The following is a 25,090-nucleotide window of genomic DNA, read 5'->3' on the forward strand; positions in this document are numbered from 1 at the left end:
GTAATTAGGGCATGTTGACCAATAGATATATATAGTTAGTAAAAAGATAATTATGAAGATTACCTATGACCCTGAAGTTGATGTTTTAAGAATTTTGTTTAGTAATGCACCAATTGAAGAAAGCGATGAAGAAAAACCAGGGGTAATTTTCGATTACGACCAAAATGGAAATATAGTGGGATTAGAAATCATAGATGCTTCTATGCGGATGGATAATCCCCGTTCTGTTGAGTATTCTGTTAATCAAAAATAGGTGATAATAATGTATCAGGAGGCAGAGCCTCCTCAAATTGCGTTTTCATACAGAGTATAGGAGCAAGACAAATCTTATACAAATATCATTTATAACAATAAGATAATTAATAATATTGTTTAATTCAAAAACTTTTTATTATAATTTTTTACTTTTGATATCCAACCTTGATAGGACTTAAGAATATCTGAGTAGGGAATTGTACTAGCAGATAATAATTCTCGCAAAGGAGGCACAAAAAATTGAGGAAATAGTTTATTCATCATCTTCGCAAAACTTTCCCTCAAGATAAATTCAGTAAATAAAGTTTTAGATGCAGGTATAACATTTGCGTCGAGTTCCCACAAGGCGTATGCGTCTGGTCGCCGACGGATAGTAAACTGCTCTATAGCAGTAGCCCATTCATCAGAATACTCATCTAAAAGACTATCAAAGACTAGTACGTCTTCAAAAGCATTATTACAACCTTGACCAAGACTCGAAGAAACAGCATGAGCAGCATCTCCAAGAATTAGCACGCTGTCACCATAATGATAGCGATCGCAGCGTGTTCTTAATTGTGTTCCTATCGGTCTTTTCAGGAAAGCTTCTGCTTCTTCTTCAGAAATTAGCGGCGCAACCTCTGGCAAATTATGCTGAAAGAATGCCATTACCTCTTCTTTCGTAGATAAATTAACTATTTTATTTGGCTTTTGTGGGAAAAATAAAATCCCAATAAACTTATCATCTAGTTGAGGCACTATTCCAAAAGTAATACCTTCCTCTATTCTCCAGATATTCAGATAGTTTGGTTTTAAGTTTTTGCTTGTTTTTTCTTTGTTACTTAATAAGAAAACTGTTTTGTAGCAAGTATAAGCATACTCTTGCTGAAATTCAAAAAACTCGGTATTTAGAAAATGCGTTCTCACTATTGAACGCGCTCCGTCTGCACCAATCAATAGGTCATAATCAACCGTAAACTTTTCTGTCTGATTTTCTGGTACTGTTTCTTTAACTTTCTCAAAGGTCAGAGTTTTATTTTCAAAATCAACACTCGTGCATTTGCAATCATAATGAATTTCAACTTTATTGTCGGATTTTTCAGTTAATTGTGACAATAGAGCTATTAATAAACTAGTTCGGTCAGTGTTAAATGAATATATTTTTTTAGATCGATTCTCTAATATTTTATTTTTCTGATATATTATGCTGCCACGATTTTCCACACAAGTCGCTTTAACTGCTGCTTCTAACCCCTTTATTTTCCTCAAAGCTTTTAGTCCTCTTTCATTGATGCCATAAGGAATAGTTCTAGAGTTAGCCAAAGAAACTTTTTGTAAGTCACTGCGACGTTCGTAGATTTCTATCTTATATTGAGTGTTGCGACGCGATAAATAATGTGCCAGTAAAACTCCAGCAGGACCAGCGCCAACAAGAATAACTTTTTTCATTGTTGTTAATAAAATACTCTGTAATTTAATATTATATTTTTATAAACCAACGACGACGATACATTCCATAAATGATTATCCACCAAAATAATACCATTGCGATTGATTTTTCACCGCTGGAAAATTTATGGTCAAAGATTAAGAGTATACTTTGTTCTCTCGGTGCCATAAATTATCCTTCCTTGGCTAAAGCCATTGAATAAGCATGAGTGCAAAGTCTCTATCAATTATCAGGTAAATTTTCTATCTCGTTGGCAATTAGCGTCTGAAAATCTTCGTCACAGTGAGTGTGTAAATGAACAGCAGCAGCTAGCAGCTCTGCGAGAATTTCTGCTTGTTGATTAGCAGTTAAACTTGGTAATTGTAGTTGGTTGATTAAGGCTTGTACTTGAGCGCATTCTGTGCCTAATTCAGCAATCAAGGTATTGAGAGTAGAATTAGTTACGAGTTCATAGCGATCGCTAATTTGCATAATTTACTGTCCTAATCTTTTACGCGCTTGTTGAATTGCTTTCTCAAAAGCACGAATTTCTTTTTCCCAATGCTTAATTAAACCTTCGTCTTGAAAATCCTTCTCGCGCTTCGAGTCTAATTTTCTCTTCATGTTCAGCAATTCGGTGAGTCAAGCTGGCAATCGCTTTTTTATGGTTTTTCTTACCCATTACCGCGAACGATAGGCAATGCGGAGACTTTGGACTAAGATGACGAGGGATGCGATCGCCATTAATCCACCCCAAAACCAATAAGGTAAAAATAACCGCTGTTGTATTTGTGCTGTATCCGAAAGTCCTAAGGGACCTGCACTATAGCTAAATAAATAGTCAAGTTGATGGTAAGTACTTACACAAGCTTGGACACCGAGAAATTGAATTGCAAATCCTTGCAACCAACGCGGTGCTTTTAAGGCGATCGCTAAAATAATTAAACCTAGTAGGGGAATTGCGATTAATCCAAAAAGCGATCGCACCCAAATTAATGTTGAAAGCAGTAAAAAACCACCTAAAATTTTTAAACTTAACGTTGCGGTTTTGAAACTACGCGAAGCCAAAATTAAAGCCGATCCAGCAATTGGTGGTCCCATAGGTCCTGCGGCTGCTACTAGTGCCGGTCCAATCGGTGCTAAAGATAAAGACATGGCATAACTTGCTACACCTGAACCATCGCCAAAAATTTCTAATTTCCGAAATTGTCCTCCCAAAAGCAGCGCCATCAAGCCGTGACTCATTTCGTGAAACCAAGTTGCCAGGATGGTAAATGGGTATAAAATGTAAGCGCCTATTGGGAATTGCCACAAGATAATCGTGGCGATCGCCGCTGCAATTAGCCAGGTAAGCCCCATACGGTCAACAGCAGACGGGGCTTCATTTTTGAGCAAGGGTTCAAAATCTTTTCTCGATTCCCGCATGAATCACTTTCCTTAAGGTAATTAGCCTAACCGCGAAGAGTGTACTTTCATCCATCCTAATGTCTTGAAAGGTGTTTTTGCCGGGACAAGCAAGCGGGATTGTAAACCCGCTCAGAAATGTGTGAAGTCAAGAGTTTAATGGCGAGAATGAAGAAGGAGGTTCAATGGAGCCAACACAGGCACAGTTAAAAGCACTTTATCAAAGATGCGTAAGAGCAAGTAACTTGCTTCAAGCAATCAACTTAGTAAGGCTTGATAGTCGCACTAATCGAATAGTCATGTTAGTTGGCGAGACAATACAGATAGAAATACTTGAGAATGGAGAGGTACTAATCGAGTGAATAATTATGAGTCGATGACTGAAAAGGAGCTGCGCGAATACGTAAGATGCAATCCTCAAGATGAAGATGCTTTTCAGTACTATCTAAGCATTATTCGCTCTCGTCCTGGTGTGCTTTGCACAACAGATGAAGAAGCGGATGCAGAAATGCAAAGACGAGTTAATCAGCAAGTGGAGTAACAGTCAATTCAAAACCTTGAAAAAGCGTCGTGCTGCAAACACGACGCTTTTATTTTGTCGGTATTTCCTAGAAAGGATTTCCCAGAACAGCGATCACATGATTGATAGTCAGGCGATCGCTCTTTTGATTGCTTGAATTAAATCTAGCAAATAGTCAATATAGATCCAAGGAGTAAAGGCTCCGCTTCGGAGCATCGCGCAAATTATCAGCGACATTGGCGCTGAAATTGCAGCCTTAGAAAAAAGCACGATAAATACAAAGCCATCAAAACCTTGAGTTCATAACTGCTTTTACCTGTTCTGTGACTGAATTGGGAATGTCCACGGTGTAAGCTCGCAGTAAGTCTCTTTGAAAATCAATATCGCTATTATTTTGTGCCTGACACAAAAAACTGTAGACTTTGTGTCCTAGAGTTCCTCGTTTTATTTGCTCTATAGGAGCATTGTCATACTGTTCATTAAAAATAATCCGGTTTTGTCGGTTGAGGGATACTATCCCTACTGTTTGTGATGTGCCTGAATCACAATCTGTAATTTGTTGATAAGCAGATAGCACAGTACCATTACTGTCGGGACGTGACAAGCGTATTCTGGTACGATATCCAACTATGGAATCAAATCGTTCAACTGAACTTAAATCAATATCAAAACTTTTTCCGTCTTTAGAATTGGCAATATTTACCCAATTGGTAGACTGAGCGTGTGCTGGCAGCACAAAAGACAATGCCAGCATAGTTCCCAACGTAAGCTTTCTAAACATATCTAATTAATAAAATGTTTTTTATTTAATCTAGTGTTGTCATAGCCAGCCCAATCTAACTCAACTTTGTAAACAGCGGTTTCCGAAGCAATACTGTTTTTTAAACAAGCTTTCCTAAAGTTTTGGAGTAACTTCACGTATGTACTTTTCTTTCCGTAGTTACAGTTTACACAATATTTAGTAAGCGTTCTAAGGCTTTATTAGGCACTAATACCGTTTCTATATGAAGATGCGTCTAATTAGCCCACGCAGGTGGGCTTTGTTCGTGTAGCCCCAGGCTTCCAGCCTGAGGGTAAATAAAGTGCAACCTCACATAGAATTGGTATAATATCATGTTCGGCTAAAGACTTATCATTAAGACCGCACTCTTGCAGGGGGCACTCTAGCAGGGGGAAAGAGGCTTTTGGTGATTTTTGCTATTATGCGGTAATTATAAGTGATTAACCGGACTTGGTATAAGAGTGCCCAATATTATTAATCAGCGAGCCTAAGATATTTGAAACAAAAATGTTACCATGTCTCCTTTACCCAGGCTAATGCGATCGCCTGGTCGCAGGCGGTGTCGATTTCCTGGTAACAATGGCAAATTGTTAATATAAGTGCCATTAGAACTGCCTACATCTTCGATATAGTGAGCGTCTCCCTCAACGCGAATATCTGCATGAATCCGTGAAACTATTTCAGAATTTGCAAAACCTGATACATCTACATCCGGGGGAATGCGGTCATTTTGCTTGCCGATATGAATCACGGAGAGACTTTGCGGCAATTCAATTTGTCTATCGCTTTGGACGTGGACTAGCCGCGCTGTTACCTGTTGTAATTGGGTTCTGGCAACAGTTGCGGGTGGTGCGACCGGTTCGGGTGGTGGTGCGACCGGTTCGGGTGGTGGTGCGATCGGTTCGGGTGCGGGTGCGACCGGTTCGGAGGCAGCTGTAATCGGTTCTGGTGGTGCGATCGGTTCTGGTGGTGGTGCGATCGGTTCGGGTGGTGTTGGTGGGGTGCTGCTTTCTGGGGGTGTTGCCACCGCTGTTGGTGGTAAAGGTGAGGGAGCAGGCTGAGAATTGGGAGTTGCGCCGACTCCTAAGGGATCTGGTCGTAAAAGTTCTAACAGTGGGTCAGGCGTAGCTGACGGCTGTACTTCCAAAGGTATTTCTGGCGCGACGGTTGGTGCAACTGCTGCGGCTACGCTTTGGTGGAGGTTAAAACCGCACTGACCGCAGAAAGCGGCATCTGCTTGTACAGTTGCTCCACAGCTGGGACAGTTACTTGTCGTTGGTAACGGAGTATAACAAGCTTCACATTGGACAGCGCCGTCCGGGTTGGGGTGATTGCAGTTAGGGCAGACGATCATCGATTTAAGCCTTTGTTCAAGATCATCGTAAAACAGTGTTAGCAAGCAAAAGAAAAATACGCTCGCGAGTTGGGGAAAGGAGCTACTCTAGCTAACGATAATAACAATTACGCTTTTGAGGGATGATGTGTCAAAGATGAAAGTATAAAATTAAAGCCATTTTTCATCCTTCTCCTATCAGAGACGTTACACAAACATCCTTTATTCTTAAGAATGAGCGCAAAAAACTTACCAGTTCCTTAATTTTCCTGCGTGTTAATTCATGAATTATCCCTACTTACTTTTCTGTTTTGCGCTCTTAATTGTGATTCTTCATTGTTGTTTTAGTTCCTGCGCCGCTGCTGCATCCAGCAGCCACCAAAGTTCTTTTTGGGGTTGAATTAAGCGGGATGGATAAGTAAAGTCTGAAGCATTGGGTGCAAAGACTTGAGCTAAAGCTGGGCGTTTATTAGCCCCAGCGACAACAAACATCACGCATTCAGCAGCATTGATGAAGGGGTATGTGAAGGTTATGCGGGGGTTTCCGTCTTTGTTGCCCACAGTAATCAAGCGATCGCTTACTTTTAACGCTTCTGTGTGCGGAAACAAAGATGCGGTATGTCCATCATCACCCATTCCTAGCAATATTACATCTAAGGAAGGAAATTCTCCAGGCGAAGTCCGAAAAAATTCTTGCAAATGCTTTTCATACTTTGCTGCTGACACCGCTGGATCGCCATCAAAAGTCGGCGTAGCATGAATATTCGCAGCTGGGATATCAACGCGATCTAACCACGCACGACGCGCCATTAATTCGTTGCTATCGGGATGATCTGGTGCAACGTAACGTTCATCTCCCCAAAAGACATGAATTTTATCCCATGTCAGCTTTTGATTAGCGATCGCTTCATACAACGGCTTAGGTGTGCTACCCCCAGATAAAGCGATTGTAAATCGTCCCCGCTCTTGAATAGCAGTTTCCAGCTTAGATAAAATCAATTCAAGCGATCGCGCTATTAACGCCGCTTGATCCGATAAAACTTCAACTTTTTTGCTCATGACTTCATCCTCACGTTGCCGGCTTCTGTGCAATACAATAGCGAAATTTTGACAATCCTCCTTTTTACCTTTTGAAACTCTTAACATCATGACGGGGCAATGGGCATTGGGCATTGCGAATTGGGCATTGCGAATTGGGCATTGCAAATTGGATTCGGGAGAAATTCTTTCCATGCCCCATGCCCCGTGCCCAATGCCCCGTGCCCAATGCCCTAATGCCCAACAAACAAGCTTGGATCGGCGATCGCTTCTCGTTGAGCGATTAACAATTGTTCAATTCCTTTTTCAGCGAAATCTAGCAGCTGATTTAACTGGATGCGGCTAAAGCTGTTTTCTTCCGCTGTTCCCTGAATTTCGATTATCCCCATATCTTGATTCATCACGACGTTGAAATCCACATCAGCGGCTACGTCTTCGAGGTAGTTTAGATCCAAAAATGGCTCTCCTTGCAATAACCCGACAGAAACTGCTGCTACTTGTTTTACCAAAGGCGATCGCTCTAACGTTCCTTCCTGCAATAATTTAGAAATCGCATGAGCTAACGCCACAAATGAGCCTGTAATCGCTGTTGTTCTAGTTCCTGCGTCTGCTTGCAACACATCAGCATCTATAGTCAAGGTTCGTTCTCCCAACACCGACAAATCCACCGCTGCCCTTAAGCTGCGTCCAATCAAACGTTGAATTTCTTGCGTCCGTCCAGACAATTTCATTAATTCCCGTTCTTGCCGTTGCTGCGTAGCTCCTGGCAGCATTCGATACTCCGCAGTCAGCCAACCTTTGCCAGTTCCTTTTAAAAACTTCGGCACTCCTTCAGTCACACTAACTGTACAAAGTACCTGAGTGTCACCGCATTTTGTCAGCACCGAACCGGGTGCAAAGCGAGTGAATCCGCCATCAAAGCTGATGGGACGGAGTTGGTAAGGTTGCCGACCGTCTGGACGCTGCCAAGCCATTTAAGTTGCCTCAGAACTTTTATCTAGAATACTGTAGACCTGCGTTGAAAATGGGGAATGGGGAATGGGGAATGGGGAATGGGTAATGGGGTAATGGGTAATGGGAGATTTTTTCCATGCCCAATGCCCAATGCCCCATGCCCCATGCCCAATTCCCAATTATCGCGTTCCCCAGTTGCTTTCAAGAAACTGACACAAGAGTGAGAATATTTTGCTCTACCATCTCTGGTAACTGGTCGCCGTTGATAGTTAATAGGCGACGACGGCGATCGTAATATTCTAAAATGCTCATAGTGCGATCGTAGAATAACTCAACGCGGCGCTGAACGATTTCGGGTTGGTCATCCGGAAGCGATCGCCCATTAGAGCGAGTAACCATAACCGCTTCTGGTACTTGTAAATAAATTGCCCAATCTAACTTTTGCTGTAAATCGTCCAATAAAAAATCCAATTCTTCAGCTTGGAAAGCTGTACGGGGATAACCTTCTAACACCCAACCACTGTTGATATCATTTTTGTTTAGCCAAGTTCGGATAAACTCGATCGTCGTTTCATCTGCGACTAACTCACCTTTTTCCAGATATGGCTGCACGTGGCGATTATTACTGCTTATATTAGCGATCGCCTCAGAGAAAATTTCGCCTGTGGAAATCAACGGAATATCAAAGTGTCTGCAAAGCCTTTGCGCTTGAGTGCTTTTTCCCGAACCTGAACCTCCCAAAATCACAAATCTCACAAATACTCACTCCTCATATCGTCAAATTAACAACCAACAATCATCTGTTTTGCCCAAACAAACAGGCAATCTAACATTGAGTAATTTTCAGCTTTAGTTATAGCTTTTTTAATTGCTCTAAACTTTCAGATATATGTTCTCATTTTTACAATGATTTTCAGACAACAAGCAATAATATAAATCTTAACTAGTCTTGACTTCAGCGCAAACGTAGTGATTGACTATAAATCGAGTTGGCAAATACACCACACTTTATTAAAAATAGCTTGATTGTACAAGCAGATTTTCCCGAAAAAACCGAGCGCAAAAGTGCTTTAATCGTTTGTCTTTTATTTAACATCACATCATGGTTGCCCAGTTAGAATCCAAAAACGTAAATTCGACCCTAAACTTACCATATCCAGTTGAAGGACTAGTACAAGTTTTCACTAGCTCGTATCGTAACTTTTTTACAAGCGTCATGGCTCAAGCCCTGAGAATTGCCGGTCAAGGCACACCAGTGTTAGTAGTGCAATTCCTCAAAGGTGGTATTAATCAAGGACACCAGCACCCCATACAGTTGGGACAAAACTTAGATTGGATTCGCTGTGATTTGCCGCGTTGTATCGATACACCACATTTAGAAGAGACTGAAATCCAATCATTACAAGATTTGTGGCAACATACACAAAAAGTCGTTTTTGAAGGTAAGTATTCTCTCGTAGTCTTAGATGAGTTAAGTTTGGCGATTAACTTTAACTTAATTCCCGAAATTGAAGTTTTAGCCTTTCTGACAAAACGCCCTGCCAATGTCGATATCATTCTTACAGGGCCAGAGATGCCAAAATCTCTTCTAGATGTAGCAGATCAAATCACAGAGATTCGTCGCAGTCATCGACCTTAATTAAAGCCGTATATTGAATAGCTCAAAACTTAAGTGGAAGAAGACAGTGCTGGCAAGAATTATTTTATTTACTGTCTTCTCCACTGTTTCAAAACATTCTTCGGTGTAGGTAGTTTACTAAACATATAGCAATCCTATCTGAGTTATGAAAATCGCGCATACCTAGATTCCCGACTTCTTAAAGAAGTCGGGAATCTTATTTTTCACAAATGATTTAGGACTGCTATAGTAAAGCGAAAATAATGGTATCTTTGATTTTATCGAATTTGTAACATGTCAGAACTGACAACAGATGTAGAAAATAGCAGGAATAAATCGGCTGCTCTTTTTGCTGTAGATTCAGAAACTGTTACCTGCTTGAGAATAACTAAGCCTTCATCAACAAAAGAATCTCTTACTAAAGCTTTTTCTCCAGCGTTGAAGGGAGTTTCGTAAAAAACTTCTTTAATTCCTGCGGAAATAATTAACTTCAAGCAAGATAGACAAGGTTCTAAGGTGACGTAAATACTTGCACCATCTGTAGAGATACCATGTTTGGCTGCTTGGGCGATCGCATTCGCTTCAGCGTGTACAGCTCTTGATGGTAAGGTTTTGCTAGCATCGCAACTACTTAACCCCGGATAACAGTATCCTTGAGTTGTACAATGAGCCGAACCTGATGGTGAGCCATTATAACCGGTTGCGACAACTTGCTTATTTTTAACAATCACAGCACCCACCGGAAAAGCAAGGCAAGTTGAGCGAGTAGCTGCAAGTTTAGCCAACATGAGAAAATATTCATCCCATGTTGGTCTTTGGTCATCAGAAACCATTATTTACTATCCTGAACGTATTGCTTATTTGTTTTCAAACACTCAGCTGCCTTGTTTAATTCCATTCCCAAATATCCAGCATGATCTGGACGTATAGAAGGGCAATAAGTGCAAATTTCTCTGATTAATTTCAAGGGATCTTTACCAAAATAGCAACCTACAATCTCACCGCTACCTGGAGTTGTATGTGTAACAACTATCTTGCCAAGGTCGAGTTCTATTAAAAAGTTTCCGCACTCGTCGTTGTAATCTATTTTCCGACAAATAGCCGCATATTGTTTTTGAATCAACTGTTCGGCATTACTCCAAGTATCGTCATATATATGAGCTGACTGACTGATGGTGATTAATGGTCCCATTTTCAAGTCATATTTAGAACGCTCTTGCATTTCATTTCTAATATGCTGTTGTAAAGCTCTTAATCCCATTGCATTCGCTACCCATGCAGCAAACATATCATTACTTCTGAGAGTCGCAGTTAAAGATAATTCATTATCTACAACTCTGAGCCAAATGTGATTAAGACATGGACTTCCACCTTTGTCGTGATCTTTCACGTCCCAAAGGTTCATTACTGCACTAGCAGCATCAATTTCTCCAATCAACTTTTGAATTACTTGCTCAATTTGGTCACGTCCAAACCAAGAACGTAAACGTTGACCGTATGTATATTTCAACCCTTCCCGATATGGTGCATCATCTAAAATCTGCGAAATGTATTCTTCAAGAAAATTGCGGTCAACCGGTAAATAATTCGGTTCTGGAAAATAAAAGTCTTCTGGTTCATCAGTCACAACTGCCATCAAATCAATTAATTCTTGCCATTGTCCATCATAGCCAGTTGGTCTAATTGTTCCTGTGGTTTTAATTCGATGGATTATTTTTACCCAAGTTTCAGCTATTGTTTTACCTTCTATTCGGTGTCCGTAGCGCGGTCCTGGTAAAATATTCGGTTTAACAGTGGACAGTGGAAATTCTAATTTGTTACCCCACGCTTCAAGCGCTTCGGATTGGGCATAAAATTTAACTCGATCAACTGCTTCAGTGATAGATTTGGCTTCGCAATACTTGACAGATTCTCGTAGTTGTTGTAATACAGTAGCTTCAACTTCAAGATCAATATATCCAGGAATAGCTGAACGAATTACCCAGCAGGGCAAAGAATTGGTGTCACACACACCCTCTTCAAAGCCGTTGCGGAAAAAGTCCAGCAAGCACTCTCCAGCACCGGCATTTTTGTCTTCCTTAGTGGCGTTGAGAACAACTAAAAAGCGAACATGGGGATTATAAAGCAAATTGCGAATCAGTAAGTTTATCCCCCTTGTGGGTGAATATAGCTGTCCGATAACAGCATACTCGCTACTGTCCAGGTGTTTAGCGATCGCCTGCTTTACTGTCCACCCTGTAATCACTGCTGTCTGACCTAAACCATAAATCAGTTGATTAGGCTTGTGCAGTGCTTTATACTCAAATTGGGTTGCCTTACCCGCTAATGTCATGGTTGGTTGGCTATAAAGTCAAAAAAACTAGCTTGGTTAACATACCACGTTAGTCTGTACTAGTCGAATTAATATGCGCCAAGTATTTTAGAAAAGTTTAGCTGCACCAATTATGCCTGCGTACAGGGCAACAGCTTAATATTTCTTTTCCTACTACACAAAGTGCGCGATCGCCCCTAAACGTTTGATCGGTTCATTATCATATCTCTATCTGGTACTTCATCCTCAACAGATTATTTTTCTTCACAAATTTTAATATTTTTCTGACATCGTACCCAGTCACGCTAGTTGCCAGAGCAAAGGACACCTTTACACGCGACTGGCTCCCAGTAAAGAGCGCCATTTAATGGTATGTTTGAAAATAACTGATAGTCAAAGCAGTTTTTCAGATAAAGACATCCAATAATTTATGACTTTAACTGCTTCAACCATGTTGCCGTTAGGCACTCAAGCCCCAGATTTTCATCTACCGGATGTGGTATCTGGCAAATCAATATCGCTTGCGACCTTTGCAGACAAAAAAGCGCTCTTGGTAATGTTTATTTGTCAACATTGCCCATTTGTCAAGCATGTAAAAGCAGAATTGGCGCAGTTGGGAAAAGATTACATTCCCACTGATTTAGCAATTGTGGCAATTAGCGCCAACGATATTAATAAATATCCAGCTGATGCACCTGAGTTTCTCAAAGAAATGGCAACAGAACTTCAGTTGAATTTTCCCTTATGTTATGACGAAACCCAGGAAATTGCAAAAGCATATACAGCAGCTTGCACACCTGATTTCTTTATATTTGATGCAGAGCGAAAACTCGTATATCGAGGACAATTAGACGATAGCCGTCCAAGTAATGATAAACCCGTAACAGGTACAGATTTACGCGCAGCAATTGAAGCAGTGTTAGCAGGTAAACCAGTTGCCAGCGAACAAAAACCGAGTATCGGTTGCAATATTAAATGGATACCTGGGAACGAACCGAATTATTTTGGGAATGGGTAATTGGGAATTGGGAATTGGGTAATTGGGAATTGGGGAATTGGGGAATTGGGTAATTGGAAATTGGGGATTGAGAATCAGAAAAGTACGTTACCTATTACTTATTACCCATTACCTATTACCCATTACCCATTACCAAAATTAATGCTTAATTTCCAAATTGAGGATATAACATCCCAGTTGGATTTTATCTGCCCACAATTCGTATTCTACCCGCAAATGTTCTGGCAAAGGGTGTCCGGTGAGAGTCAGGCGGCGAGTAAAATTGCGTAAGCGAATGGGTTCGTGAGGATGTAATGACTCTGTAGGCAACCAATAACGAGTAATACCATAAACGCCTTGTTCCCAGAAGTGACGGTAACTTAATTGAGCGTTACCTTGCATAGTCATAATTACCCGGTAAGGTGAAATTTCCATCCATAAGATCCTGGGACTGCTGGGAGGATAAGCTTTGCGCTGTCCTGGGTGAGGGGTATCTTCTGGACTTGGGGGAGTCGTTACTTCGCAACTAATTAAGGGTGGTGCAGTCAATAATAAATGGAACCGGTCACTATCTTTTTGATACAATGTGCCGGCTGTTTCAACAACAGACCAAACAGGGAGGTCTGTGGAAATGAGTGATAAGCACACGGGCTTGCGATGATGGGTGAGCATGGGAGCGTTATGGGCACTTCAGCTATTGAACAAAAAGAAATCAATACTAGGCGTAGCTTCTTCAGGGTAAGCAATTTAATAAAACATGCTTAATATTAACTGAATCTGCTGATTTGGGATTGAGACAAATCAGGATAAAAACAGCTAGAATTTCAATTTAAAAAGCAAAAATCAGGCTTTTAGACGCGAAAGCTCCTACGGAAGCTTTGCTTGTAAAGACTTTCAGGTAATAGCCATTAAAAGTTAGGATAAGCAAAGAAAGCAAAGGCGCGGAGTTACGAGTCAAAAGTCAGAATTTGTGAATTAAATTCTGTGGTAAACTGCGCGGACTGTATAAACGGCGTTTTTGCACTCCTGCGTTTCTTCAGACGGTCTTTACCAGAGGTAGCGGTGTAAAAAGCTACCTAATTACATTCTGACTCCTGAATTCATCTTGATTGGGATTTCAGTAAGTTTCATACAGCAGAAAGCGATACGATACTAAGAAGGAAGTAACCTGCGGCGGCATTAGCTTTGCCAAATTGTCAACTTCCGATGCAGTTAAAAGCCAGTTTATCCTAATGTCGGCTTCAGTTATAACCGTAGAAACTAAAGAAAACGCTTCTCAAAACTTAATTATCCAGCGACCTTCTGTGGGACTATCTTTACAAGGTCGCATCCGAGTACCGGGAGATAAATCTATTTCCCATCGTGCTTTGATGTTGGGGGCACTATCTCAAGGTGAAACCGAGATTCAAGGACTTCTTTTAGGAGAAGATCCCCGCAGCACTGCTAGCTGTTTTCAAGCTATGGGTGCAGAAATTTCGGAACTGAATACAGAATTAGTGCGGGTTAAGGGTATTGGTTTAGGAAGAGTGCGAGAACCAGTTGATGTGTTAAATGCCGGCAACTCTGGTACGACACTGCGATTGATGTTAGGAATTTTAGCTTCTCATCCGGGGGGCTTTTTTACTGTAACCGGTGATGATTCTTTGCGATCGCGTCCGATGTCTCGTGTTGTCAAACCTTTACAACAAATGGGGGCACAAATTTGGGGACGCAAAAATAATTCTTTAGCACCTCTAGCAATTGCAGGAGTTGCCCTCAAACCAATTCACTATCAATCACCTATCGCTTCTGCCCAAGTTAAATCCTGCGTTCTCCTGGCAGGTTTGATGACCGAGGGAGAAACTACTGTCACCGAACCAGCACTTTCTCGCGACCACAGCGAACGAATGTTAAGAGCGTTTGGTGCAAAACTTAGCGTTGACCCAGACACCAATAGCGTTACTGTTACCGGTCCTGCTCAACTGTATGGACAAAAAGTAATTGTACCTGGGGATATCAGTTCCGCTGCTTTTTGGTTGGTGGCTGGGGCAATTGTACCCGATTCTAATTTGGTGGTGGAAAATGTCGGCGTTAATCCTACCCGCACGGGTATTTTAGAAGCTTTGGCGATGATGGGAGCCGATATCCAACTGGAAAATCAGCGCGAAGTTGCTGGGGAACCAGTAGCCGATTTACGAGTGCGTTCCAGCCGTTTGCGAAGCTGTACGATTGAAGGGGATCTCATACCCAGATTGATTGATGAAATTCCGGTTTTGGCGGTGGCGGCAGTATTTGCCGAGGGTACAACAGTAATTAAAAATGCTGAAGAGTTACGGGTAAAAGAAAGCGATCGCATTGCAGTAATGGCACAGCAACTATCTAAAATGGGTGCAAAAGTTACCGAATTACCCGATGGTATGGAAATTACAGGCGGTACTTCTTTAGTGGGGACTGATGTAGATAGCCATACAGATCATAGAATTGCTATGAGTTTAGCGATCGCCTCTCTAGTTGCCACTGGTACCACCACCATTCAACGCGCAGAAGCAGCCGCTATTTCCTATCCAGACTTCACTGCTACCCTGCAACAAGTCTGTAGGTAATGGGGAGTGGGGAGACAAGGAGACAAGGAGACAAGGAGACAAGGAGACAAGGGGACAAGGGGGACAAGGGGGAATTTCTTCCCCAATGCCCATTGCCCAATGCCCTATTACCAATTACCAATTTTCAACGATAATTTTCTGTGTAAATCAAAAGGGGAACATTTAATTATGGGTTGGTTACAAAGACTTTTTGGTATGGAAAAACCGGATGATGCTCAAGTCAATCCGGAACCAGTTGCTGCTGATGATTCTGGGGAAGATATTCCACTAGAACGAGTGGGATTAAATGGAGAATATGACCAAAGTGGTTTAGCAAAACGAGTTGCGCTTGCTTTTGACGAAGACTCGCAGTTTGATAATATTGATTCGCTATACGTCGCTCAAACCGGAAGCACAGTTGTGTTAAAAGGGCAAGTCCCCAGTCAAGAAATTTTGGATGAAATGGTGGCGATCGCAAGCGGGGTTAGCGGTGCCACCGATGTCAACACTGACCAAGTTACAGTTGGCTAGAATATTTTTGCTACATGAACAATCTACTCAAACCTCGTCAATCTACTATCGCTTTGGCGTTGTTAGCCGTTTTAATGCTCACCAGCTGTGGTAAAAAAGCTGAAGCACCCGATGCCGACGCTACTGCGAGTCCTGGCACCACAACTGCAAGTTCAACTAACGATTCAGGCGAGTCAGGAAGTAATGCTTCTATTCCCGCTGAAGCAGCAAAGCTTGGAGTAAAACCTACAAATGCAACTACTTGTCCTAATAATGCACTTGTTAAGGGCAAGGTAACGAAGAAGCGAGGCAATATATACCACATTGCCAACTCGCTTGATTATGACAAAGTGAAGCCGGATATCTGCTTTAAAGATACAGTAACAGCAGAAAAAGCTGGCTTTCAAGCGCCTAAATAAGTTGGGGATGGGGCATTGGGCATGGGGCAATGGGCATAGGGAATGGGGCATGGGGAATGGGAAAAAATGCGTTACCAATTACCTTTTTCCCAATTACCATTGCCCAATGCCCATTGCCCAATGCCCATTGCCCGATTACCAATTTTCTTTCAAACTTTAATGGCAACGGCATTTTATACTACAGCTTTTACTGGCAATTCTACAGGCAAAATTGTTCTCGAAGGTCTTGGTTTGCGGGCAAGTTGAGGAGATAAAGCGATCGCCTTCTTAGACGAATACTCAAAATTTGGCATTTCTTGCCGACAATGGGAACAAAACCAGTAAACATTTGAGCAACGAATATGCCGTAGTAATTGGTGGGAGCAACAAGGACAACTATTCATATTTCGCTTCTGAGTTAAAAAGATGTTTGTCGGCACTTCTAATGTAATTGCCAGAGCGGGGATCGCTCATCTATCCTAGGGGATCGCTCATTCATCCTAAAGTTAGACTTACAGGATAAAAGCCTGGAAATGCGTAGAAAAGTTCATAAAAAGTGACAATTAAAAAGTTATTAGTCATGATTATCTAGAACTAACAAACAATAACTACAGTAAGTTTCTGCTAATTCTCAACTTATTTGAGTATATTTACTAAGTTTTAAATTACATACTTTGATACTAAAAACCCGGTTTATTAACAACTCTTAATAGAAACCGGGTTTTTGATTGTAAGTGTAAAGGGGGAAGAGCCGACTCTACGGACTTAGAAAATATAAGTCTCAAGTCAAAGAAGATAAGGATTTACCCCACCCATGAGTTAAATAAAGTTTGGCGAAAATGGCTTGCGGCATGTCGCTATTGCTTTAATCAGGGAATAGCGCTGCAACGAGAAAAACGTTTAAGCAAGCTAGAATTGCGAAATGAGATAATGCGAAGCGAACTACCTGAATGGGTGAAAGAAACACCTTGCCACATTAGACAAAACGCTATTTTTGATGCCCATCGTGCATTTAAAGCAAGCATTGACGCTAAGTTTCGTAGTATTAGAGATTATTCTCAAGCTATTAAATTTAACGATTCTAACTTTAGTAAAGGTACTTGGTATTCTTCTTTAACTAAAGGACTAACCTTTAAAGCTTCGGAAGATATTCCTAATTGTAAACAAAGCACACAATTAGTTTATTGCAAAGGACGCTGGTTTGCTATTTTTCCTATCCCCGCTACTTTCAAGCCTACAGATAAGAATGGAATTATTGCATTAGACCCAGGCGTTCGTAGTTTTATGACTGGGTTTGACGGCAATAAATTCGTTGAATTCGGTGGTGGGGACATGGGAAGGATAGCACGCTTATGTCAACACCTTGATGATTTAATGTCTCGTATTTGCCGAACTTCAAAACATCAAAGAAAGCGTATGAGACAAGCGGCTTATCGCATGAGAATCAAAATTAGGAATTTAGTTGATGAATGCCAAAAACAAACCGCTTGTTATCTAACTAGCAACTATAGAATCATATATTTACCCAGTTTTGAGTCTTCCCAAATGGTAGCCAAAACGCGTAGAAAGATTCGTTCCAAAACTGCGAGAGCAATGTTGACATGGGCACATTACAGATTTAAACAAGCGTTGAAACACCAAGCTAACTTGAGAAGTTGTCAAGTGGTTGATGTGACTGAAGAATATACTTCAAAAACTTGTACCAAATGTGGACATGTTCACTCATATTTAGGCGGTTCTAAGTTGTTTAAATGCCCTAATTGTGATTATGAAATCAAGCGTGATTTCAATGGCGCTTTCGGTATTCTACTGAAAGCTTTGCGGGATACCGCCACTGTCACTTATGAAGGTGATAGCGCAATCGTTACTTTGTCCGGCAATAGCCAGATAAATGTCGCGTAAATGTATCAGAAAACTTTATTTGCGATCGCCTAATTCAGAAAAAATATTAGTATCATTAGACATTTCCGAAAAACAATTATGCGTTGCCCTCCCGGTACGAGTGTAGGGACAATTCATGAATTGTCCCTACGACGCAGGACACGACGTTTGTCTATTTGGTAGAGACAGCATAAGCGCGATCGCGGTTATGGGGTGCATCAAAATCAATTCTTGGTCCTAATGGTACAATCTGAGTTGGGTTAACGTTGGGATGGCTGATATAATAATGCCGCTTGATGTGGTCAAGGTTGCAAGTTTCCTTAACTCCCGGCTGTTGGTAAAGGTCTTTGAGATAATTCCACAAATTGGGATAATCGACAATTCGCTGTAAGTTACATTTGAAGTGGACGTAATACACAGCATCAAAGCGAAACAGAGTAGTAAACATACACCAATCCGCTTCTGTGATTTGATCCCCGCACAGATAACGTTGCTTTCCTAAAATTTTTTCCCAACGGTCAAGTTCTGTAAATAATTCTGTGACCGCTTCATCGTAAGCTGACTGAGAAGTGGCAAATCCTGCCCGATACACACCGTTATTGATTGGTTGGTAAATTGCGTCAATTGTCTCGTCAATAACTTTTTGTAAAGCTTCCGGATAAAAATTTACATTCTGTTTGGCAAAGGCATTAAATTCTGTATCGAACATCCGCATAATTTCGCGGGACTCATTATTGACAATCGTGCCAGTTTGTGTATCCCATAAAACTGGGACTGTCACTCGTCCGCTGTAATTTGAGTCAGCTTTGAGATAAATTTGCCAAAGATAGTTTGTCTTGTTGACTGTATCCGGAATGCTTCCTGGTTCATCTGAGAATTCCCAACTGTTATCGTGAATTTCCGCAGCAACCACCGATAAGCCTATGGCATCTTTTAATCCTTTGAGCGATCGCATAATCGCGGTACGACAAGCCCAAGGACAAGCCCAAGAGATATAAAGATGATAGCGCCCAGATTCAGCTTTAAACCCACTCGAACCATCAGCAGTAATTTTATTGCGGAAAGTGGTTGAGGGACGGACAAATTTACCATCTGAGTCTTCTTGTTCCCTTTGTGATATCCACTTACCATCTTTGAGGATTCCCAAACCCATAAATTCTCTCCTTTGATAGTTGTTAGTAGTTAGTGGTTAGTTGTTATTTGATAGTGGATAGTGGAATTTGGATAGTGGGAGCGTAGTTATAGCCAGTAGCACCATCGATTATGTTTTGGTGCGTTAGACGTTTTGTCTAACACACCCTACAAATACTTATCAACTCTCAACTAACAACTAACAACTAACAACTATTCAACATTCATAATTTTTGGCACTTTAAAAAATTCGCCTTCCTGTTCTGGGGCACTGTTGAGAATAGCTTCTCTATCAGAATAGGGTTGCAATTTATCTTCTCGTGTGACGTTGCTGACATCAATAGCGCGTGTTGTTGGTGCAACATTGCTGACATCGAGTTCACCTAGCTGTTGAACATAATCGAGAATATTTCCCAACTGAGTGGTGAATTGCTCTTCTTCTTCAGGTGTCAACTCTAAACGAGCGAGAAGGGCTACTTTATGAACTTGCTCACGGTCAATCATATTTTTTTTAACTCCTCACTCATAACTTTTGTAGAGACGTTTTAATGGAACGTCTCTACCGCGCCTTTTAGAAGAATACGTCGATTTGCGATCGCCCGGTGGTTTTCAGCCAGTTTTGAGCTTCAATGTAGTTATTGGGAGCCAAACGAATGGCTCTAATCCAATAATCACTGGCTTGATCGAATAGTGCTTCACCACCGTCGTTATCGCCAGCTTCTTTAGCTTTTTCGCCTTTAAAATGGTAAATCACGGCGATATTGTTCAAAGCTTGGGGTAAGCGTGGGTTTAACTCAATTGCTTCATGATACAGATCCAAAGCCTTGTCATGGTCGCCGTTACTGGCGTAAATTAGCCCCATATTGTAGAGGATATAACTGCGATCGTAGGAATCTTCCTCTAATGTTAGGGCTTCAGTATAGTAATCCAAAGCTTCGGCATATTCACCATCTGCCTGTGCTGACATTCCATCTCGGTAATAAACAAAAGCTTCTTTGGCTTTTTTGTTGGTTGGCAGCATCTTCAAGATGATATCTGCCATCACCGTAAAGGACTTGTCAATAAAATTATCGTTTTTCTGGGTTCTTGGCATATCTGCCTCTGTGATGTTGCAGCTAATAAAGGAATTGTAATTCTTTGATGGCTTCTATCCCTCATTAGTTAATTTAACTGATTGCTGAGGTAATTCCCTTTTACATTGAATTTATACAATCTGCATTATTGTATTTGGGGTTGTTTACCAAAGTGCTGACTGGATAGGCAGTCATAGCACTAGCTGGGTAGGGATGCAATGCTTCTTGTAGTGCTTCCGGCTTTTCCACTTGTGGATCTAACCACAAATCGTAATATTTCTTATCGAGAACTACAGGCATTCGGTCATGGATTGGTTTTAATACTTCGTTAGCAACGGTAGTCAAAATTGTACACGAGGTTATTTTCTCTTTTTCTGGAGATTCCCATTGCTCCCACAACCCAGCAAAGCTGAAAGGTTGTCCATCTTGCAGACGAAAGTAAAAAGGCTGCTTTTTGCCGTCTATACGCTGCCATTCATAAAAGCCATCTGCCAGCACCAAACAACGCCGGCGTTTGAAAGCTGAACGAAAAGCGGGTTTTTCTGCGACAGTTTCTGCCCTAGCGTTGATCAGCTTTGCCCCCATGCTGATGTCTTTTGCCCATGAAGGAATTAACCCCCAACGTAAGAAGTGAAATTCTCGCTTGTCACTTTCACAGTTGTGTAACACTGTTGCCACCATTTGCGTAGGTGCAATGTTATATTGCGCTGACAATTCTGGCAGTTTTTCTACCTCAAAAGTTTGGTTATTTGGCGAGGCAGAAGCCAGCAAAGCGGCAATTGCTTCTGCTGGCTGCTTTAAAGTAAATCTTCCACACATACTTTTATTTTCAACCGCTGATTAAAATTTAACAACTAAATACCATAGACAAATAATACTTTCGTTTTTTTGTTTTTTCAGAGAATACTAGTTCGTACTTAAAAAGCAAATATTCTTCAAATTATGCCCTGTTTTTTTTGAAAGAATTTGATAAGATATTCTCTTCCAATCTCTGAATTCTCTATATCCTCCCTACAATATTTTAAGATATGGAACCACTCCAGTTGTACGATTTTTTACCTTCTGGTAATTGCTATAAGATTCGTCTTTTATTGACACAACTTGGCATTCCCTTTGAGAGAGTAGAGGTTAACATCACTAAAGGTGAGACGCGATCGCCTGAATTTTTAAGTAAAAATCCAAACGGCAAGATTCCAGTTTTGGAAATTGAACCAGGGAAATATTTGTCAGAATCAAACGCCATCATGGTTTACCTGAGCGAAGGAACAGAGTTTTTACCTTACGATCGCTTTTTGCGAGCGCAAGTACTGCAATGGCTATTTTTTGAACAGTACAGCCATGAACCTTTTATCGCTACCGCCAGATATTGGATTTCTGTGTTAGGTAAAGCTGAACAATATAAAGATGCCTTAGAAGAAAAACATAAAGGTGGATATGCTGCACTTAGCTTGATGGAAGAGCATTTAAAGACTCACACTTTCTTTGTTGCCGAGCGTTATACCATTGCTGATATCTGTTTATTTGCATACACTCATGTAGCTAATGAAGGTGGGTTTGATTTGTCAAGATTTCCCCATATCAAAGCTTGGATAGAACGAGTCAAAGCCGAATCTCGATACATCAGTATTACTGAGGAATTATAATCATTATCTCTCGTTACTCGGCTGCTGCCAGGGAATAATTGATGTAAAGCTGTGCTGCCTCAATTATACCTCGCATTCATCCTTACTAGGCAGCAGCCTGTTAACGAGATATTTCTTAATCAAAGCACATAGATTCTCTAAAAAATCACAAATCTTAACCTTCTTTATCAATCTCAACTAACTTTTGTCGAGAGGATAAACCCGACTTAATTGTGATATAAGATTTCGGGACATCAAACTTGTCTGATAACAGTTTAATTAACTCTTCATTCGCCTTACCATCAACAGGCGGTGATTTTAAATGTACAGTAAGACTGCCGTCAGGTTGTTCTTCAATTTTTTGTTGTTTGGAATTAGGTTTAACTTTGACTTTTTTGTGCATTGCCTATTTTCTGTAATTGTCGCAGCCACAACCAACCTAAAACACAACCTAACAAATAATGAGGAAAATCCCACCAAGCAAAGGTAGTTCCAAGTAACCATTTACCTATGAAAGTGGCGCGAATTTGTGTCAAGAAAGGGGGATGCCAAAGTTGTAAAAATTCTAGTATACAGGTAATAACAAAAACCCATAGAGGAATTTGTTGTATAAATGAGCGACTTCTCGCGAACAAAAACGCGAACAAGCACCAAAATATTTCATACAATACTGCCGCTCCGTAATCATTAAACCATTTATGAGCAACACCCGTGTAGTACTTAAATAAAAAGCCCATCGGTACAACGATGAGCAAAGAAAGGATGATCGGGGCAAACGCATATTGTCGATAAGAGCGTCTCATCTCAATAAAGTCCAAATTAATCTTGACAAAATTTTAGCTGTTCGACTTGATCGGCGATCGCATCAATAAATGCCTGCTGCTTTGATGGATCGACTTCAAATTCGATCGGCACTGTGAAGAATTGGTTTTCGTTGATGGTTGGCATTTTATGTTTTCCTGTTTTGTCGTCGCGGCGGCAAACACTATCAGGACATTTCGTTAACATTCACCTCGCGGTGTAGCCTCCGTCCATCAAGTAGAAGCTGCCAGTGACGAAAGACGCTTTGTTCGACAGCAAGAACGCCACCACATCCGCGACTTCTTCGGTTCGTGCGAGGCGACCCATCGGATGCGAAGCTGCCATCTGCGATCGCGCTTCCTCCGGTACCTTGTGCATATTCGGTGTATCTACATAGCCAGGACCGATTGCGTTGATTCGCACGCCTTTGTCTGCATATTCCAGCGCAGCCGCCCGCGTCAGCCCGATAATTCCGTGTTTCGCGGCGGTATATGGACTGATTCCGGCAACTCCAACCGCACCATTTGCCGATGACATATTGACGATTGCGCCGCCACCGCTGCGGATGATAACCGGGATTTCGTACTTTAAGCTGAAAAATACACCGCTCAGATCGGTGGCAATTACATCGTTCCACCAGTCAATCTCATAATCCGCAGTGGCAACTTCATGCGGACCAGTAATTCCGGCATTATTAACAGCCAGATGCAGTCCGCCGAAGCGATTTACCGTTTCGTTCACCATCGCTTCGACCGCCCGGTGATTGCGAACATCGGTTTCGATAACGTGCGCCCGATTGCCTGAAGCATCCAAACGCTCTGCAACAGTACGTGCGCGATCCACATCAATGTCGGCGATAACAACCGTCGCTTCCATTTGATACAGCTTGACTGCTATCGCTTCTCCTAGTCCGGTCGCCGCTCCGGTAACGACAGCAATTTTCTCTGCAAACTCAGATACCAAATTCACTTCGTTATTTGAATCCTCTGTTTTTGTCATCATTTCCTCTAGTTCAAATCAACTTCACTGCTATACAGAACTTGACCAAACTTACTTCAAGCTCGCCATTCAACTAAAGTTTCCTTTAGAGGGTCTGCTTCTTGCTTCAACCAAGGGAGTCGGCTCCTTCTTGTCCACAAGCGTAAATTTCGGTTAAGCCAACCGTATTTTGTCCAAAGGAGCATTTTCAAGATTCTTTGATGCGTTTTCATCTCTGTCTTGAATCTGACCACATTTTTGACAATTAAAAATCCTGTCTTCCAGTGTCATTGGTTGGACATGATGACATTTTGAACACATCTTGCTAGATGGAAACCATCTCTCAACCAATTCTACTTTAGTTCCATAATGAGATTGCTTATAAATCAATTGTCTACGAATCTCGTAAAAGCAATTATTAGAAACAGCTTTCGCTAACTTCTGATTAGCAATCATGCCAACTACATTTAAATCTTCAATTCTAATGATGTAAGCTTTTCGACTTAAATCAGTAGTCATTTTTTGAGTGGTATCTTTTCTAATATTCGCGAGATGAGCATGTTGCTTAGACAATTGATTCAAGCATTTTTTAGCATTGTTAGATGCTTTAATTTTTAATTTCTTGTTTCCCATGATTTTCTGACGATTGCGCCACTGATGCTTACCGAGCTTGATTTTCGCTTTTTTAGTGGTAACAGGCATTTCGTATCTTGAACCATCAGAACAAGTAGCTAAGCACTTTACACCCAAATCCACACCTATTTTATGAATAGAATGAATTCTGGGTGGTACTTTTTCAACATCTAACACGAAACAGACGAACCATCTATCAGCAATCCTGGAAACAGTAAACGTTTGAGAACTACAGAGAAAGTTAATTCTTTCTTTTAATCTGACTTGCTTTAATCCTGGTAATTTTATGATTTTCCCAGGACAAATAACAACCCGATTAGTAAAAGGTAAAGCTGGCTTTTGTTTTTCTGGATAAACCCCAGCATTTTTGTAAACTGTGAACGAGTCACCTTTGTTTTTAGTTTTTTTAACCGGAAATTTTGCCAGCCCTTGACGCCATCTAGAAAAAGCATTCTTCAAATCGATAAATGCAGATTGATAAACTGTTGATGGATATTGCTTCATCCATGTATATTCAGTCCTTCGCATTGTGACTTGAGTAAACACTTTTTTGATCGCATCTATTTTTTTAGAATCACTTGCTTTAATATCCTCAAATGACCAACTAGAAATCATTAAATCTAGTCCATAGTTGTAAACAAATCTCTTAAAACCAGCATTGCCACGCATTTGAGAGATTTCTTTTTTATTTAGCTTTAACTCCCGTTTGATTGCATGCATTGCTAGACTCGGAAAAACTTGCTTAATTAATCAACTATAACTTAGTTTGAGCAAGGGTCAATCCCATTAGCGATTAATTTCACCTTGTCTTTATATTTGCGTAGCCCATACAAGCGTGAGCTAAAACAATGTATTATAGACAACAAATCTTCTACTAATTCTT

Annotated in this window: 34 protein-coding genes; 13 read left to right on the forward strand and 21 right to left on the reverse strand. The window is 41.0% G+C overall.

The features are described 5' to 3' along the window. Positions 1–52: 52 nt before the first annotated feature. Entirely contained in the window at positions 53–253 is a 201-nt protein-coding gene (locus AABK37_RS12995) for a DUF2283 domain-containing protein (RefSeq protein ID WP_432551981.1), read from the forward strand. Positions 254–372: 119 nt separating this feature from the next. Here AABK37_RS12995 and AABK37_RS13000 read toward each other — a convergent pair whose 3' ends face one another. The 4 genes from AABK37_RS13000 to AABK37_RS13015 form a co-directional block, all read right to left on the reverse strand. Continuing rightward, complete coding sequence (locus AABK37_RS13000) at positions 373–1,683, reverse strand: FAD-dependent oxidoreductase (RefSeq protein ID WP_432551982.1); 1,311 nt, start codon at positions 1,681–1,683, stop codon at positions 373–375. A gap of 223 nt (positions 1,684–1,906) precedes the next feature. Beyond that, a complete protein-coding gene (locus tag AABK37_RS13005; RefSeq protein WP_432551983.1) occupies positions 1,907–2,155 on the reverse strand; it encodes a hypothetical protein in 249 nt (82 codons plus the stop codon). A 3-nt stretch (positions 2,156–2,158) separates the two neighbouring features. Beyond that, a complete protein-coding gene (locus tag AABK37_RS13010; protein WP_432551984.1) occupies positions 2,159–2,287 on the reverse strand; it encodes a hypothetical protein in 129 nt (42 codons plus the stop codon). Between the two features lie 57 nt (positions 2,288–2,344). Then, the gene (locus AABK37_RS13015; protein ID WP_432551985.1) at positions 2,345–3,088 is read right to left on the reverse strand and encodes a M50 family metallopeptidase; all 744 of its coding nucleotides are present in this window, start codon (positions 3,086–3,088) and stop codon (positions 2,345–2,347) included. A 164-nt stretch (positions 3,089–3,252) separates the two neighbouring features. Here AABK37_RS13015 and AABK37_RS13020 point away from each other — a divergent pair, with 164 nt between their 5' ends. From AABK37_RS13020 to AABK37_RS13030, 3 genes are read left to right on the forward strand one after another with little or no spacing between them, the layout of a single operon-like run. Continuing rightward, positions 3,253–3,429, forward strand: coding sequence for a DUF6888 family protein (locus AABK37_RS13020; RefSeq protein ID WP_432551986.1), 177 nt, complete (start codon positions 3,253–3,255; stop codon positions 3,427–3,429). A 14-nt stretch (positions 3,430–3,443) separates the two neighbouring features. Continuing rightward, positions 3,444–3,608: a DUF6887 family protein gene (locus AABK37_RS13025; protein ID WP_432551987.1), complete on the forward strand. Its 165-nt coding sequence runs from the start codon at positions 3,444–3,446 to the stop codon at positions 3,606–3,608. After that, a complete protein-coding gene (locus AABK37_RS13030) occupies positions 3,568–3,744 on the forward strand; it encodes a hypothetical protein (protein ID WP_432551988.1) in 177 nt (58 codons plus the stop codon). Before AABK37_RS13025 ends, AABK37_RS13030 begins: the two co-directional genes overlap by 41 nt. A gap of 129 nt (positions 3,745–3,873) precedes the next feature. Here AABK37_RS13030 and AABK37_RS13035 read toward each other — a convergent pair whose 3' ends face one another. From AABK37_RS13035 to rph, 4 genes are all read right to left on the reverse strand, one after another. Continuing rightward, the gene (locus AABK37_RS13035) at positions 3,874–4,368 is read right to left on the reverse strand and encodes a hypothetical protein (protein ID WP_432551989.1); all 495 of its coding nucleotides are present in this window, start codon (positions 4,366–4,368) and stop codon (positions 3,874–3,876) included. Positions 4,369–4,855: 487 nt separating this feature from the next. Continuing rightward, positions 4,856–5,722, reverse strand: a complete 867-nt coding sequence (locus AABK37_RS13040; RefSeq protein WP_432551990.1) for an FHA domain-containing protein — start codon at positions 5,720–5,722, stop codon at positions 4,856–4,858. A 312-nt stretch (positions 5,723–6,034) separates the two neighbouring features. After that, a complete protein-coding gene (pgl, locus tag AABK37_RS13045) occupies positions 6,035–6,760 on the reverse strand; it encodes a 6-phosphogluconolactonase (protein WP_432552011.1) in 726 nt (241 codons plus the stop codon). A 212-nt stretch (positions 6,761–6,972) separates the two neighbouring features. Next, positions 6,973–7,713, reverse strand: a complete 741-nt coding sequence (rph, locus tag AABK37_RS13050) for a ribonuclease PH (RefSeq protein WP_432551991.1) — start codon at positions 7,711–7,713, stop codon at positions 6,973–6,975. A 57-nt stretch (positions 7,714–7,770) separates the two neighbouring features. On the opposite strand from rph, the gene AABK37_RS13055 reads away from it, so the two are divergent. Then, positions 7,771–7,917, forward strand: a complete 147-nt coding sequence (locus AABK37_RS13055) for a hypothetical protein (RefSeq protein ID WP_432551992.1) — start codon at positions 7,771–7,773, stop codon at positions 7,915–7,917. Here AABK37_RS13055 and AABK37_RS13060 read toward each other — a convergent pair. Beyond that, the gene (locus tag AABK37_RS13060) at positions 7,895–8,449 is read right to left on the reverse strand and encodes a nucleoside monophosphate kinase (protein WP_432551993.1); all 555 of its coding nucleotides are present in this window, start codon (positions 8,447–8,449) and stop codon (positions 7,895–7,897) included. The two genes, AABK37_RS13055 and AABK37_RS13060, sit on opposite strands and share 23 nt — an antisense overlap. A gap of 346 nt (positions 8,450–8,795) precedes the next feature. Between AABK37_RS13060 and AABK37_RS13065 the strand changes: the two genes are divergently transcribed. Further along, positions 8,796–9,332, forward strand: coding sequence for a P-loop NTPase family protein (locus AABK37_RS13065; protein WP_432551994.1), 537 nt, complete (start codon positions 8,796–8,798; stop codon positions 9,330–9,332). Positions 9,333–9,589: 257 nt separating this feature from the next. Here AABK37_RS13065 and AABK37_RS13070 read toward each other — a convergent pair whose 3' ends face one another. Further along, positions 9,590–10,144, reverse strand: coding sequence for a deoxycytidylate deaminase (locus tag AABK37_RS13070; RefSeq protein ID WP_432551995.1), 555 nt, complete (start codon positions 10,142–10,144; stop codon positions 9,590–9,592). Continuing rightward, positions 10,144–11,643, reverse strand: a complete 1,500-nt coding sequence (locus tag AABK37_RS13075) for a thymidylate synthase (RefSeq protein WP_432551996.1) — start codon at positions 11,641–11,643, stop codon at positions 10,144–10,146. Before AABK37_RS13075 ends, AABK37_RS13070 begins: the two co-directional genes overlap by 1 nt. Positions 11,644–12,052: 409 nt before the next feature. Between AABK37_RS13075 and AABK37_RS13080 the strand changes: the two genes are divergently transcribed. Next, positions 12,053–12,640: a thioredoxin family protein gene (locus AABK37_RS13080; RefSeq protein ID WP_432551997.1), complete on the forward strand. Its 588-nt coding sequence runs from the start codon at positions 12,053–12,055 to the stop codon at positions 12,638–12,640. Positions 12,641–12,778: 138 nt separating this feature from the next. Here the strand turns inward: AABK37_RS13080 and AABK37_RS13085 are convergent, their stop codons facing one another. Then, positions 12,779–13,291, reverse strand: a complete 513-nt coding sequence (locus tag AABK37_RS13085; RefSeq protein WP_039747413.1) for a hypothetical protein — start codon at positions 13,289–13,291, stop codon at positions 12,779–12,781. A 560-nt stretch (positions 13,292–13,851) separates the two neighbouring features. Here AABK37_RS13085 and aroA point away from each other — a divergent pair. The 5 genes from aroA to AABK37_RS13110 all read left to right on the forward strand — a co-directional run bounded on the left by aroA (position 13,852) and on the right by AABK37_RS13110 (position 17,990). Further along, the gene (gene aroA, locus AABK37_RS13090; protein ID WP_432551998.1) at positions 13,852–15,201 is read left to right on the forward strand and encodes a 3-phosphoshikimate 1-carboxyvinyltransferase; all 1,350 of its coding nucleotides are present in this window, start codon (positions 13,852–13,854) and stop codon (positions 15,199–15,201) included. 168 nt (positions 15,202–15,369) lie between these two features. Continuing rightward, the gene (locus AABK37_RS13095) at positions 15,370–15,711 is read left to right on the forward strand and encodes a BON domain-containing protein (protein WP_432552012.1); all 342 of its coding nucleotides are present in this window, start codon (positions 15,370–15,372) and stop codon (positions 15,709–15,711) included. A 14-nt stretch (positions 15,712–15,725) separates the two neighbouring features. Further along, the gene (locus AABK37_RS13100; protein ID WP_432551999.1) at positions 15,726–16,109 is read left to right on the forward strand and encodes a sunset domain-containing protein; all 384 of its coding nucleotides are present in this window, start codon (positions 15,726–15,728) and stop codon (positions 16,107–16,109) included. A 42-nt stretch (positions 16,110–16,151) separates the two neighbouring features. After that, complete coding sequence (locus AABK37_RS13105) at positions 16,152–16,355, forward strand: hypothetical protein (RefSeq protein WP_432552000.1); 204 nt, start codon at positions 16,152–16,154, stop codon at positions 16,353–16,355. A gap of 507 nt (positions 16,356–16,862) precedes the next feature. After that, positions 16,863–17,990: an RNA-guided endonuclease InsQ/TnpB family protein gene (locus AABK37_RS13110; RefSeq protein WP_432552013.1), complete on the forward strand. Its 1,128-nt coding sequence runs from the start codon at positions 16,863–16,865 to the stop codon at positions 17,988–17,990. Between the two features lie 151 nt (positions 17,991–18,141). On the opposite strand, the gene AABK37_RS13115 is transcribed toward AABK37_RS13110, so the two are convergent. The 4 genes from AABK37_RS13115 to AABK37_RS13130 all read right to left on the reverse strand — a co-directional run bounded on the left by AABK37_RS13115 (position 18,142) and on the right by AABK37_RS13130 (position 20,992). Continuing rightward, a complete protein-coding gene (locus tag AABK37_RS13115; RefSeq protein ID WP_432552001.1) occupies positions 18,142–19,122 on the reverse strand; it encodes a glutathione S-transferase family protein in 981 nt (326 codons plus the stop codon). A gap of 191 nt (positions 19,123–19,313) precedes the next feature. Next, positions 19,314–19,604, reverse strand: coding sequence for an Asp-tRNA(Asn)/Glu-tRNA(Gln) amidotransferase subunit GatC (gatC, locus tag AABK37_RS13120; protein WP_432552002.1), 291 nt, complete (start codon positions 19,602–19,604; stop codon positions 19,314–19,316). A gap of 67 nt (positions 19,605–19,671) precedes the next feature. Next, the gene (locus AABK37_RS13125; protein ID WP_432552003.1) at positions 19,672–20,193 is read right to left on the reverse strand and encodes a photosystem I assembly protein Ycf3; all 522 of its coding nucleotides are present in this window, start codon (positions 20,191–20,193) and stop codon (positions 19,672–19,674) included. Between the two features lie 100 nt (positions 20,194–20,293). Continuing rightward, complete coding sequence (locus AABK37_RS13130) at positions 20,294–20,992, reverse strand: SOS response-associated peptidase (RefSeq protein ID WP_432552004.1); 699 nt, start codon at positions 20,990–20,992, stop codon at positions 20,294–20,296. A gap of 209 nt (positions 20,993–21,201) precedes the next feature. On the opposite strand from AABK37_RS13130, the gene AABK37_RS13135 reads away from it, so the two are divergent. Further along, positions 21,202–21,816, forward strand: coding sequence for a glutathione S-transferase family protein (locus AABK37_RS13135; RefSeq protein ID WP_432552005.1), 615 nt, complete (start codon positions 21,202–21,204; stop codon positions 21,814–21,816). Between the two features lie 154 nt (positions 21,817–21,970). Here AABK37_RS13135 and AABK37_RS13140 read toward each other — a convergent pair whose 3' ends face one another. The 5 genes from AABK37_RS13140 to AABK37_RS13160 all read right to left on the reverse strand — a co-directional run bounded on the left by AABK37_RS13140 (position 21,971) and on the right by AABK37_RS13160 (position 24,927). Next, entirely contained in the window at positions 21,971–22,198 is a 228-nt protein-coding gene (locus AABK37_RS13140; protein WP_432552006.1) for a DUF167 domain-containing protein, read from the reverse strand. Next, entirely contained in the window at positions 22,176–22,598 is a 423-nt protein-coding gene (locus tag AABK37_RS13145) for a DUF2809 domain-containing protein (protein ID WP_432552007.1), read from the reverse strand. The genes AABK37_RS13140 and AABK37_RS13145 overlap by 23 nt, the downstream gene beginning before the upstream one ends. 16 nt (positions 22,599–22,614) lie before the next feature. After that, the gene (locus tag AABK37_RS13150; RefSeq protein WP_432552008.1) at positions 22,615–22,743 is read right to left on the reverse strand and encodes a hypothetical protein; all 129 of its coding nucleotides are present in this window, start codon (positions 22,741–22,743) and stop codon (positions 22,615–22,617) included. Between the two features lie 60 nt (positions 22,744–22,803). Beyond that, positions 22,804–23,598: an SDR family NAD(P)-dependent oxidoreductase gene (locus tag AABK37_RS13155; protein WP_432552009.1), complete on the reverse strand. Its 795-nt coding sequence runs from the start codon at positions 23,596–23,598 to the stop codon at positions 22,804–22,806. A gap of 150 nt (positions 23,599–23,748) precedes the next feature. Further along, a complete protein-coding gene (locus AABK37_RS13160) occupies positions 23,749–24,927 on the reverse strand; it encodes an RNA-guided endonuclease InsQ/TnpB family protein (protein ID WP_432552010.1) in 1,179 nt (392 codons plus the stop codon). Positions 24,928–25,090: the final 163 nt, after the last annotated feature.

It is taken from the genome of Tolypothrix sp. VBCCA 56010 (assembly GCF_050875635.1).
GTDB lineage: Bacteria > Cyanobacteriota > Cyanobacteriia > Cyanobacteriales > Nostocaceae > Hassallia.

Bases quoted from the DNA above. Each gene is read 5' to 3' on its own strand.
- AABK37_RS13130 (WP_432552004.1), bottom strand. From the start codon at position 20,992: ATGTGTGGAAGATTTACTTTAAAGCAGCCAGCAGAAGCAATTGCCGCT.
- AABK37_RS13135 (WP_432552005.1), top strand. From the start codon at position 21,202: ATGGAACCACTCCAGTTGTACGATTTTTTACCTTCTGGTAATTGCTAT.
- AABK37_RS13145 (WP_432552007.1), bottom strand. From the start codon at position 22,598: ATGAGACGCTCTTATCGACAATATGCGTTTGCCCCGATCATCCTTTCT.
- AABK37_RS13000 (WP_432551982.1), bottom strand. From the start codon at position 1,683: ATGAAAAAAGTTATTCTTGTTGGCGCTGGTCCTGCTGGAGTTTTACTG.
- AABK37_RS13010 (WP_432551984.1), bottom strand. From the start codon at position 2,287: ATGAAGAGAAAATTAGACTCGAAGCGCGAGAAGGATTTTCAAGACGAA.
- AABK37_RS13155 (WP_432552009.1), bottom strand. From the start codon at position 23,598: ATGATGACAAAAACAGAGGATTCAAATAACGAAGTGAATTTGGTATCT.
- AABK37_RS13065 (WP_432551994.1), top strand. From the start codon at position 8,796: ATGGTTGCCCAGTTAGAATCCAAAAACGTAAATTCGACCCTAAACTTA.
- AABK37_RS13085 (WP_039747413.1), bottom strand. From the start codon at position 13,291: ATGCTCACCCATCATCGCAAGCCCGTGTGCTTATCACTCATTTCCACA.
- AABK37_RS13095 (WP_432552012.1), top strand. From the start codon at position 15,370: ATGGGTTGGTTACAAAGACTTTTTGGTATGGAAAAACCGGATGATGCT.
- AABK37_RS13040 (WP_432551990.1), bottom strand. From the start codon at position 5,722: ATGATCGTCTGCCCTAACTGCAATCACCCCAACCCGGACGGCGCTGTC.
- AABK37_RS13070 (WP_432551995.1), bottom strand. From the start codon at position 10,144: ATGGTTTCTGATGACCAAAGACCAACATGGGATGAATATTTTCTCATG.
- AABK37_RS12995 (WP_432551981.1), top strand. From the start codon at position 53: ATGAAGATTACCTATGACCCTGAAGTTGATGTTTTAAGAATTTTGTTT.
- rph (WP_432551991.1), bottom strand. From the start codon at position 7,713: ATGGCTTGGCAGCGTCCAGACGGTCGGCAACCTTACCAACTCCGTCCC.
- AABK37_RS13055 (WP_432551992.1), top strand. From the start codon at position 7,771: ATGGGGAATGGGGAATGGGGAATGGGTAATGGGGTAATGGGTAATGGG.
- AABK37_RS13150 (WP_432552008.1), bottom strand. From the start codon at position 22,743: ATGCCAACCATCAACGAAAACCAATTCTTCACAGTGCCGATCGAATTT.
- gatC (WP_432552002.1), bottom strand. From the start codon at position 19,604: ATGATTGACCGTGAGCAAGTTCATAAAGTAGCCCTTCTCGCTCGTTTA.
- AABK37_RS13015 (WP_432551985.1), bottom strand. From the start codon at position 3,088: ATGCGGGAATCGAGAAAAGATTTTGAACCCTTGCTCAAAAATGAAGCC.
- AABK37_RS13100 (WP_432551999.1), top strand. From the start codon at position 15,726: ATGAACAATCTACTCAAACCTCGTCAATCTACTATCGCTTTGGCGTTG.
- AABK37_RS13075 (WP_432551996.1), bottom strand. From the start codon at position 11,643: ATGACATTAGCGGGTAAGGCAACCCAATTTGAGTATAAAGCACTGCAC.
- AABK37_RS13025 (WP_432551987.1), top strand. From the start codon at position 3,444: ATGACTGAAAAGGAGCTGCGCGAATACGTAAGATGCAATCCTCAAGAT.
- AABK37_RS13160 (WP_432552010.1), bottom strand. From the start codon at position 24,927: ATGCATGCAATCAAACGGGAGTTAAAGCTAAATAAAAAAGAAATCTCT.
- pgl (WP_432552011.1), bottom strand. From the start codon at position 6,760: ATGAGCAAAAAAGTTGAAGTTTTATCGGATCAAGCGGCGTTAATAGCG.
- AABK37_RS13140 (WP_432552006.1), bottom strand. From the start codon at position 22,198: ATGCACAAAAAAGTCAAAGTTAAACCTAATTCCAAACAACAAAAAATT.
- AABK37_RS13080 (WP_432551997.1), top strand. From the start codon at position 12,053: ATGACTTTAACTGCTTCAACCATGTTGCCGTTAGGCACTCAAGCCCCA.
- AABK37_RS13105 (WP_432552000.1), top strand. From the start codon at position 16,152: ATGGGGCATGGGGAATGGGAAAAAATGCGTTACCAATTACCTTTTTCC.
- AABK37_RS13030 (WP_432551988.1), top strand. From the start codon at position 3,568: ATGCAGAAATGCAAAGACGAGTTAATCAGCAAGTGGAGTAACAGTCAA.
- AABK37_RS13020 (WP_432551986.1), top strand. From the start codon at position 3,253: ATGGAGCCAACACAGGCACAGTTAAAAGCACTTTATCAAAGATGCGTA.
- aroA (WP_432551998.1), top strand. From the start codon at position 13,852: ATGTCGGCTTCAGTTATAACCGTAGAAACTAAAGAAAACGCTTCTCAA.
- AABK37_RS13035 (WP_432551989.1), bottom strand. From the start codon at position 4,368: ATGTTTAGAAAGCTTACGTTGGGAACTATGCTGGCATTGTCTTTTGTG.
- AABK37_RS13005 (WP_432551983.1), bottom strand. From the start codon at position 2,155: ATGCAAATTAGCGATCGCTATGAACTCGTAACTAATTCTACTCTCAAT.
- AABK37_RS13115 (WP_432552001.1), bottom strand. From the start codon at position 19,122: ATGGGTTTGGGAATCCTCAAAGATGGTAAGTGGATATCACAAAGGGAA.
- AABK37_RS13125 (WP_432552003.1), bottom strand. From the start codon at position 20,193: ATGCCAAGAACCCAGAAAAACGATAATTTTATTGACAAGTCCTTTACG.